The following is an 8500-nucleotide window of genomic DNA, read 5'->3' as shown; positions in this document are numbered from 1 at the left end:
CGTGTTAGCGCAGCATGGATTGGCGAGCCTGCGTAGCTGCGCTCCCGCCGCATTGCGTTGGCTCAGCCACTCCAGTGATCAGGCGAAACGACCTTGGCCTCGGCGGGATCGGTCACGTAATGCGGCGACATGATCTGCACGCCGGACGTATTGAAGCGATCCTGGATGCGCGAATGCAGCTCGCTGAGTATTCCCAGTCGCTGGCTGGCATCCGTGATGCGCACATGCAGCAAATACTCCACGTAGAAGTCTGACAGCGCTGTCTGCAGCACGAACGGAGCAGGCGTCTTCTCCACCAGGGCAGTTTCGTCGGCGGCGTCCAGCAGCATCTTCTGCACCTGCCGCCAGGGTGTGTCGTAGCCGATCGTGACGCCGGTGGTCAGCCACATGCCCGCACCGTCGGGATTGCGCGAGAAGTTGTGCAACTGGTTGCCCAGTACCACGGTGTTGGGAATACTGATTTCCACGCCGGTCAGGGTGCGGATGCGCGTGGCGAACAGGCCGACCTGCAACACCACGCCCTCGGATGAGCCGCTGCGGATCAGGTCGCCGACCCGCATGATGCGCGAATAGACAATGGTGAAGCTGCCCGCCGCCTGGCCCACGATGCCCGCTGCGCCCAGCGACACCATCAGGCCCACCAGCACGCTCAGACCCTTGAACGCTTCGGTCTGCGCGCCGGGCAGGTAGGGATAGGCCATGGCCACCGCGAACAGCCAGACCACGGCGACCACGATCTTGCGCGTGGGCTCCGCCAGCTCCGAGTCGATGTCGAGCAGCTTGAATCGACCTGTCTGGACGCTGCGAAACGTGGCGCTGATGGCCTGCGTCAACACGCGTGCCAGCAGCAGGATCACGATGGCCGCGACGATGCCGGGCACCGCGCCCACGATGGCTGCGCCCCAATGTTCCAGTTGTTCCACCAGCCAGCCACGCATCGCGTCGGACCATGGCTGGGTAAAAGGAAACAGCGCCAGCACGAAGCGCAGCCATTCTTCGATGATCAGCAGCGCGACGATCCATATGACGACGCGCACCAGCCATAGGCCTATGGTCTTTATGCTCATGGCGAACTGGCGTGCAGGCTCATGACGCAAGGCCAGCAACCGCCGCTCCAGCCAGTGCTGCATGGCGGTGCTCGCATGGCGTCGCAGCCAGCGGAGCGCCACCAGCAACGCAATGGCGATCAAGGTGGCCGCCCCCGCCCATGCCGCACCCTGGGCCAATACCTTGGGCGAATTGGCCGCCTGCTCGGCTTTTACCGCCGCGGTCAGGTTGCGTTCGATGCGCAACCTGAGATCCGCCATCGTCTCGTTGTTGAGCGTGTCCAGGTCAGCCGGCGTGACGAGACCGATCAGCTCGCCGTCCAGCAAGACCAGCATGCCCTGTGGCAGATCCTTGAAGGTGACCTGCGCGTCCCCGCCGCGTTTGGCGATGCGGTCGATGTTGTCGGTTGCCACGCTGGCACGCATGGCCGGCGAACGACCCAGGAATTCGGCGCGCAACGTAACGATGTCGCGGTTGAAATAGCGCACGGTCGCCGTTTCGTGCGTTGCCTGCGCAAGCCCTTCGTCCTTTTCGTCCTGCCCGGAAGCAAGCGCCTTTGCCGGCGAAACAAGGGCCAGCAGGCAGGCGAGGATGGCGAGCGCCGCCATTTGGCGCACGGCCCGGAAAAAGCGCGCGGGCCCGCTGACATGCAACCTCCTTTCGCCCTCGGATGGTGCACGGCGCGCAGACATGGACAGGAGCTCAGGATGACAATCGAACTTCGCCAAGCCAATGTGACGCATGCTGCTTCCCCGTGCTGAGGCCGGATAACCCGATGGATGCGTGACTGTGATGTTGCACGCGCCGTTTCGGCAGATCACGCGGCGATCATGCCAGCGCCTCTTCAAGACGTCTGTGCACGATGCGTGAACATGTGGCGTGGTGCATGCGAAGGGCGGCGCCGATGTTGCAAGGCCTTCGTGGCCACCAGGTATTGCCGTTCGTCGAAGGCCTTTGCGTGGAAAAGCGCCAGCGCGAGGCAGCATTAAGTACTTTTACTGAGCATGTTGGGTAAGTTTTCGTATTGCCCCAGTCATCCTTCCTGCGCCAAGGTGCGTATGGCTTGTCTCCCTGTGTCGAGGCACCGCTTCGATGCATGCCGACATGAGCGATGGATCGCCATCAATGCGCAACCTGGAGGAAAGGGTCAATGCAATCTGGCATGTTGTCTCCAAGCAGGTTAGGGGCCGTCGCGCAGCGCGCGAAGAGCGTCTTCGTGCCGCTGCTTTCACTGCTGCTGGTGTGCTCAAGCATCGCTGCGTTCGCGCAGGATGCATTGCCGTCGTGGAACGATACGGCGAGCAAGCAGCAGATCGTGACCTTCGTGAAAAAAGTCACCACGCAGGGTTCGGCCGACTTCGTGCCGCCAGAGCAACGCATCGCCGTGTTCGACAACGACGGCACGCTGTGGGCCGAGCAGCCCATCTATTTCCAGTTCTTCTTCGTCATCGACCAGCTCAAGGCGCAGGCGCCGCAGCATCCGGAATGGAAGACCACCGAACCATTCAAGTCGGCGCTGGCGGGTGATTTCAAGGGTGTCGCCGCGTCGGGAGAGAAAGGCATCGCGCAGCTGCTGGCAGCGACGCACGCGGGCATGACCACGGACGAGTTTTCCCGCAACGTCAACCAGTGGGTGTCCACCGCGCGCCATCCCAAGACGCAGCGCGTGTTCACCGAGATGGTCTACCAACCCATGCTGGAGTTGCTGCATTACCTTCGCGACAACGGCTTCAAGACATACATCGTCTCCGGCGGCGGGCAGGATTTCATGCGCGCCTGGGCGCAGGCCACGTACGGCATTCCGCCGGAACAGGTCATCGGCAGCCAGGGTGACCTGAAGTTCGAGATGCGCGACGGCAAGCCGGTGCTCGTAAAGCAAGCGAAAGTGGCGCTCGTCGATGACGGTCCGGGAAAGCCCGTTGGCATCGAGCGTTTCCTCGGCGTCAAACCCATCTTTGCTTTCGGCAACTCCGACGGTGACCAGCAGATGCTGGAGTGGACGATGTCGGGCGATGGCGCGCGCTTCGCTGGCCTGGTGCATCACACCGATGCGGCACGCGAGTGGGCCTACGACCGCCAGTCATCGATCGGCAAGCTCGACAAGGCACTCGATGAGGCTACGGCCAAGGGTTGGACCGTGGTCGACATGAAGAAGGACTGGAAGCAGATCTTTCCACCGCAGAAGTAACGCAGGGCAGTGACGCAGCGGCACCAGCCAAGGTGTCGTCATGGAATGGCTGGTGTGACCCCACAGGCTGCGTGGCGCAGCCGCGCTTATTGAAGGAGGTATCCCATGTTTGCCCCGAGGCAGCGCAGTACCTGGTTGAAGTCAATGACGACGGTGGTCGCGACAGCGCTGCTCGTTGTCGGTGCCATCACCCTGCAGCCGACCGCCGTCAAGGCGAAACCGGCGCAGGATCAGCAACAAGCACAAGGCGACAACGGCAAGCCGAACATTCTGGTGATCTTCGGTGACGACGTAGGCCAGTCCAACATCAGTGCCTATTCGATGGGCCTGGTGGGCTACCGAACGCCGAATATCGATCGCATTGCGCGTGAGGGCATGCTCTTCACTGACTACTATGCCGAGAACAGCTGCACGGCGGGCCGCTCGACCTTCATCACGGGTCAGAACGTGCTGCGTACCGGCATGTCCAAGGTGGGTGTGCCCGGTGCACCGGTGGGTATTCAAGATCGTGACGTTACGATTGCCCAGGCGCTCAAGGGCCTTGGCTACGCAACGGCACAGTTCGGCAAGAACCATCTGGGTGACCAGGATCGCTTCCTTCCGACCAAGCATGGTTTCGATGAGTTCTTTGGCAATCTGTACCATCTCAATGCCGAAGAGGAGCCGGAGCGTCCGTACTGGCCGAAGAACAATCCGGCGTTCCTCAAGGATTACAACCCGCGAGGCGTCATGCATTCATTCTCGGACGGCAAGATCGAGGATACGGGGCCGCTTACCGTCAAGCGCATGCAGACCATTGACGACGAGACCACAGGTGCCGCCATTTCCTATATCCAGAAGCAGGCGCAGGCCAAGCAACCGTTCTTTGTCTGGATGAACTTCACGCGCATGCATATCTTTACGCACGTGCGCCCTGAGTTCCGCGGAAAGGCTGGACTTGGGGACGGCAATGAGTATGCCGATGGCATGTGGGAGATGGACCAGAATGTCGGCAAGCTCCTCAAGACATTGGACGACGCTGGCATTACCAAGAACACCATCGTCATCTTTACCACGGACAACGGCCCGAATTTCTTCACCTGGCCGGATGCCGCCAATACGCCGTTCCGCAGCGAGAAGGATTCCAACTGGGAAGGCGCATTCCGCGTGCCGGCCATGATCCGCTGGCCGGGCCATATCCGCCCCAGCACGGTCAGCAACACGCTGATTTCAGGCCTCGACTGGTTCCCGACCCTCGTTGCAGCGGCCGGGGACGGCGACATCACCAGCAAACTCTTGAAGGGTTCCAGCATTGGCGGCAAGAGCTTCAAGGTTCATCTGGATGGCTACAATTTCCTGCCCTACCTGACTGGACAAACCAACGAGGGCCCTCGAAAGGAATTCTTCTACTTCAATGACGACGCTGAAGTGGTGGCTGTGCGTTTTGACATGATGGGTAATGGTGCCAGGGTACCTACTGCGTGGAAGGTCGTCTTCTGCGAGCAGCGTGCCAAGGGAGGGTTTGCCATTTGGGAAGAACCCTTCACCTGCTTGCGCACGCCGAAGCTTTACAACCTGAGGATGGATCCTTATGAGCGCGCAGACATAGGACCAACCAACGGATATAACTCCTGGCAGCTGGACAATGTTTACCTGGTGTTTGAGGGTAACCGTCGTGTGTTCGAAATGCTGAGCACGTTCAAGGACTATCCTCCGAGCCAACGTCCCGCTTCGTTCTCGATTGACCAGGCGGAGCAGCAACTCAAGCAGCAGCTTGAGAAGCAAGGCAAGTAGAGAGGGTGGCCTGCGCGACATGGAAGTTGCGCGTCCATCGAATACATCGTCGGCCGTCAGCACTTGCGCTGCCGGCCGGCGATCCCTTCATGCTCATAGGGAGTCCAGCCTCGCGTGAGTTCCATGCCCAGTGCCGTGCAGCACCGCCGCGTTGGAAAGCTGGCTTCGGCGGCCACTCCCTTTGCGTCGGCTGCCCGCTTCTGGCCCGCGCTGCTGTTGTTCGGTTCCGGCGCCGCGTCGCTGGTCTACCAACTTCTTTGGATCAAGCAGCTCTCACTGGTGGTGGGCGTGGAGGTCTACGCCGTCACCATTGGCGTGAGCGCCTTTTTCGCAGGCCTCGCCGTCGGTGGCGCATGGCTGGGCCGCGTGGCCGATGGCCTGCACCATCCCTTGCGCTTGTATGCCTGGCTGGAGTGCGCCGTGGCGATTCTTGCCGTGGCGTCGACTGTCTTGCTGGCGCACAGCGCCGCTGCATTCGCATGGCTTGAACTGCACACGGGCTGGCTCGCCTGGTTGTTGCCCTTTGTGCTGGTCGGCGCGCCCGCCGTTGCCATGGGTGGCACGCTTCCCGTGCTGGTGCGCGCGAGTGCGCGCGGCAGCGTGGCGCGCACCGGTGGTCGGCTGTATGCGGCCAATACCGCGGGCGCGATCTCCGGCGCGTTGCTTGCCCCTTTTCTGCTGCTTCCCGCCGTCGGCGTGCAGGGTTCGGCGCTGATGGCGGCGGTCGTCAACCTGTTGGCGGCCGTCGTTGCGGTGGTGCTGGACCGCAACGCGCTGTTCTCGCCACCGCAGGTTGAGGGAAAGGAAACGACGGCAGCACCCTCGGCACGGCTCGCGCTGACGTTGTACGCCATCGCGGGAGGCATCGCGCTGGGTTACGAAGTGGTGTGGTCGCAGACCGTGGTGCAGTTCATGAGCACGCGCGCCTTCGCCTTCGCCATGATGCTGGCCGTCTATCTGCTGGGCCTGATGGCGGGCAGCGCGATTTACGCGCGCTTTGCCGATCGCGTGCGCGATGCGTGGACGGCATTCGGCGTGCTCATCGCCCTCGCCGGTCTGATGGCGCTGCTTCAGGTGAGCTGGCTGGGGCCATGGCTGGGCGATGCTCAAGTGACACTGGCGGCCATGGTGAGCCAGGTCACGGACAGCCGGCTTGTGGCGATGTGCGCGCGCTTCGCCCTGGCAGCGGCTGCCATCGTGCTTTCGCCCACACTGCTGCTGGGCGCGGCGTTTCCCGCGGTGCTCCGGCTGTGCACGCAACCGGGTAGAAGCGGGCAGGGTGTGGGCAGCGCCGTGGCGCTGAATACGCTGGGTGGCATCGTGGGCACGACGCTGACGGGTTTCGTGCTGGTACCCGCCTTCGGTCTGGTGCGCACGCTGGGCCTGCTGGCGGTTGCTGCGGCAGTCGTCGGACTGGTGGCGGTGTTCGGTGGCGGCGCGGTGCGCCGTGGCAACCGATGGCTGGTGCCGTTGGTCGGTGCGTGCTCGCTCGCCCTAGCCTTGCTGACGCCGGTCGACAAGATGGCGAGCCTGCTGGCACAGGCGCGTGGCGGCGACGTCACCTATTACGAGGAAAGCCGCGGCGGCACGGTCGCCGTGCTCGCGCAGGGCGGGGAAGGCGCCGCGTTTCATCGCCTGTATATCCAGGGCGTATCCAATTCCGGGGATACCTTGCCATCGCAGCGGTACATGCGCCTGCAATCGCTGCTTCCGCTCATCATCCACCAGGGCGAACCGAAGTCGGCGCTGGTCATCGGCTTCGGTACGGGCATCACCGCGGGCGCCTTGTCCCAATATCCCGGACTCACCTCGCGCGTGGTGGCGGAGTTGTTGCCCGCCGTGGTGCGCGCGGCACCGCAGTTCCAGGGCAACTACGGCGCAGGCACCACTGACAAGGGCCTGGACATCCGCTTGCGCGATGGCCGGCGCGAATTGCTGCGCAGCGCCGAACGCTACGACATGATCACGCTGGAGCCACCACCGCCTTCCGCCTCCGGCGTGGTGAATCTGTATTCGCGCGACTTCTACCAGCTGGCCGCATCGCGACTCAATCAACACGGCCTGCTGGCGCAGTGGTGGCCCATCGCCACGCAGAACGATGAGGACTCGCGCGCCATGGTGCGCGCCTTCCTCGACGCCTTTCCGCACGCCACCTTGTGGACGACCGAGCTGCACGAAATGCTGCTGGTGGGTTCGAACGATCCCATCGAGCTGGACGGCACGCAGATCGAGCGCCGCTTCAACCAGCCATCGGTCGCCGCGTCCCTGCACGACGTGGGCATCGCCTCGCCGGGCGCGCTGCTGGGCACCTGGGTGGCCGATCGCGCGGCGCTGGAACGCTATGCCGGCGACACGCCCGCGGTGACGGACGACCGGCCGAGCATCGAGTACGCCACCTGGGTGCGACGCGACGAGATCGTCCGCGTGCTACCCGAACTGATGGCGCTGCAGACGCCGCCGCCGCTGCGCAACGCCGATGCCGACCTGCAGGCGGAGACGCGGCTGCAGCACGACGTGTTGTTCACCTTTTACGCCTCAGGCTTGGCCGCGTACCAGGGCGACCGCGAACGCTGGGGCAGCGCATTGGAGCAGGTGATGCGCGTGGACAGCGGCAATCCGTATTACCGGTGGATTGCGCAGGGAAGTCCGTAAGCCGGTGCAGGCACGCCGGCAAATGACGGCATGGGCGAAGGCGAGTCCGGAGGCAGCGAGGCATCATGAGCGCACGAGACGCGATCACGGCACTGCAGACGCAGATGGAAACCTCGATCATCGGCCAGAACGAGCTGATCCGTCAGATGATCGTGGGCCTGCTGGCCAATGGCCACCTGTTGCTGGAAAGCCTGCCGGGCCTGGCCAAGACGCGTGCCGTCAAGAGCATGGCGAAGAACCTCGATGCGCAGATGCGACGCATCCAGTTCACGCCTGATCTGCTGCCGTCGGATATCACCGGTACCGAGGTGCTGCACCAGCAGGACGGGCAGAACGTGTTCCAGTTCCAGCCGGGCCCGATCTTCGGCAACGTGATCCTGGCCGACGAAATCAATCGTGCGCCAGCCAAGGTGCAAGCGGCGCTGCTGGAGGCGATGGAGGAACGGCAGATCACCGTGGCCGGCGCCACGCACAAGGTGCCTGACCTGTTCATCGTGATGGCAACGCAGAATCCGATCGAACAGGAAGGCACCTACCCGCTGCCCGAAGCGCAGCAGGACCGCTTCATGTTCACGATCTCGGTGGGTTACCCGAACGAGGAGGACGAGTTCCGCATCATCGAATCGACGACCTCGGCGGCGAAGCCGCAGGTGGAGCGCGTGGTGAGCGGCGAAGAATTGCTGCGGATGCAGGACCTCGTGCGGCGGGTGCCGGCCGCGGCGTACATCATCCGCTACGCCCTGAAACTCTCTCGGCTCACCCGGCCGCACGCCCAGCACGGCGAAGCCCCGGACCCAAACGTGCCGGACTTCGTGAAGAAGTACGTGACGTGGGGCGCCG

5 protein-coding genes are annotated in these 8500 nt (G+C 63.3%); 4 read left to right on the top strand and 1 reads right to left on the bottom strand.

The genetic code is table 11. From position 1 onward, the window contains the following. Positions 1-62: 62 nt before the first annotated feature. Positions 63-1655, bottom strand: a complete 1593-nt coding sequence (locus tag VFG49_RS17810) for a mechanosensitive ion channel family protein (protein ID WP_324863048.1) — start codon at positions 1653-1655, stop codon at positions 63-65. A gap of 608 nt (positions 1656-2263) precedes the next feature. On the opposite strand from VFG49_RS17810, the gene VFG49_RS17805 reads away from it, so the two are divergent. The 4 genes from VFG49_RS17805 to VFG49_RS17790 form a co-directional block, all read left to right on the top strand. Then, a complete protein-coding gene (locus tag VFG49_RS17805; RefSeq protein WP_324863046.1) occupies positions 2264-3235 on the top strand; it encodes an HAD family hydrolase in 972 nt (323 codons plus the stop codon). A gap of 144 nt (positions 3236-3379) precedes the next feature. Further along, positions 3380-5008, top strand: coding sequence for an arylsulfatase (locus VFG49_RS17800; RefSeq protein ID WP_324863044.1), 1629 nt, complete (start codon positions 3380-3382; stop codon positions 5006-5008). A gap of 123 nt (positions 5009-5131) precedes the next feature. Then, positions 5132-7660, top strand: a complete 2529-nt coding sequence (locus tag VFG49_RS17795; RefSeq protein ID WP_324863075.1) for a fused MFS/spermidine synthase — start codon at positions 5132-5134, stop codon at positions 7658-7660. Positions 7661-7725: 65 nt separating this feature from the next. After that, the coding region (locus VFG49_RS17790; protein ID WP_324863042.1) for an AAA family ATPase at positions 7726-8500 on the top strand (775 nt) is incomplete at its 3' end.

The organism is Dyella sp. (assembly GCF_035685885.1).
In the GTDB taxonomy this organism is placed as follows: domain Bacteria; phylum Pseudomonadota; class Gammaproteobacteria; order Xanthomonadales; family Rhodanobacteraceae; genus Dyella.
Note: the sequence above shows the minus strand (reverse complement) of the source record. Positions and strands in the feature narration are given on the sequence as shown.

What these genes read in the sequence shown, in the direction of transcription:
- VFG49_RS17810 (WP_324863048.1), bottom strand. Translation starts at nt 1,655, where the DNA reads ATGGCGGCGCTCGCCATCCTCGCCTGCCTGCTGGCCCTTGTTTCGCCG.
- VFG49_RS17800 (WP_324863044.1), top strand. Translation starts at nt 3,380, where the DNA reads ATGACGACGGTGGTCGCGACAGCGCTGCTCGTTGTCGGTGCCATCACC.
- VFG49_RS17795 (WP_324863075.1), top strand. Translation starts at nt 5,132, where the DNA reads ATGCCCAGTGCCGTGCAGCACCGCCGCGTTGGAAAGCTGGCTTCGGCG.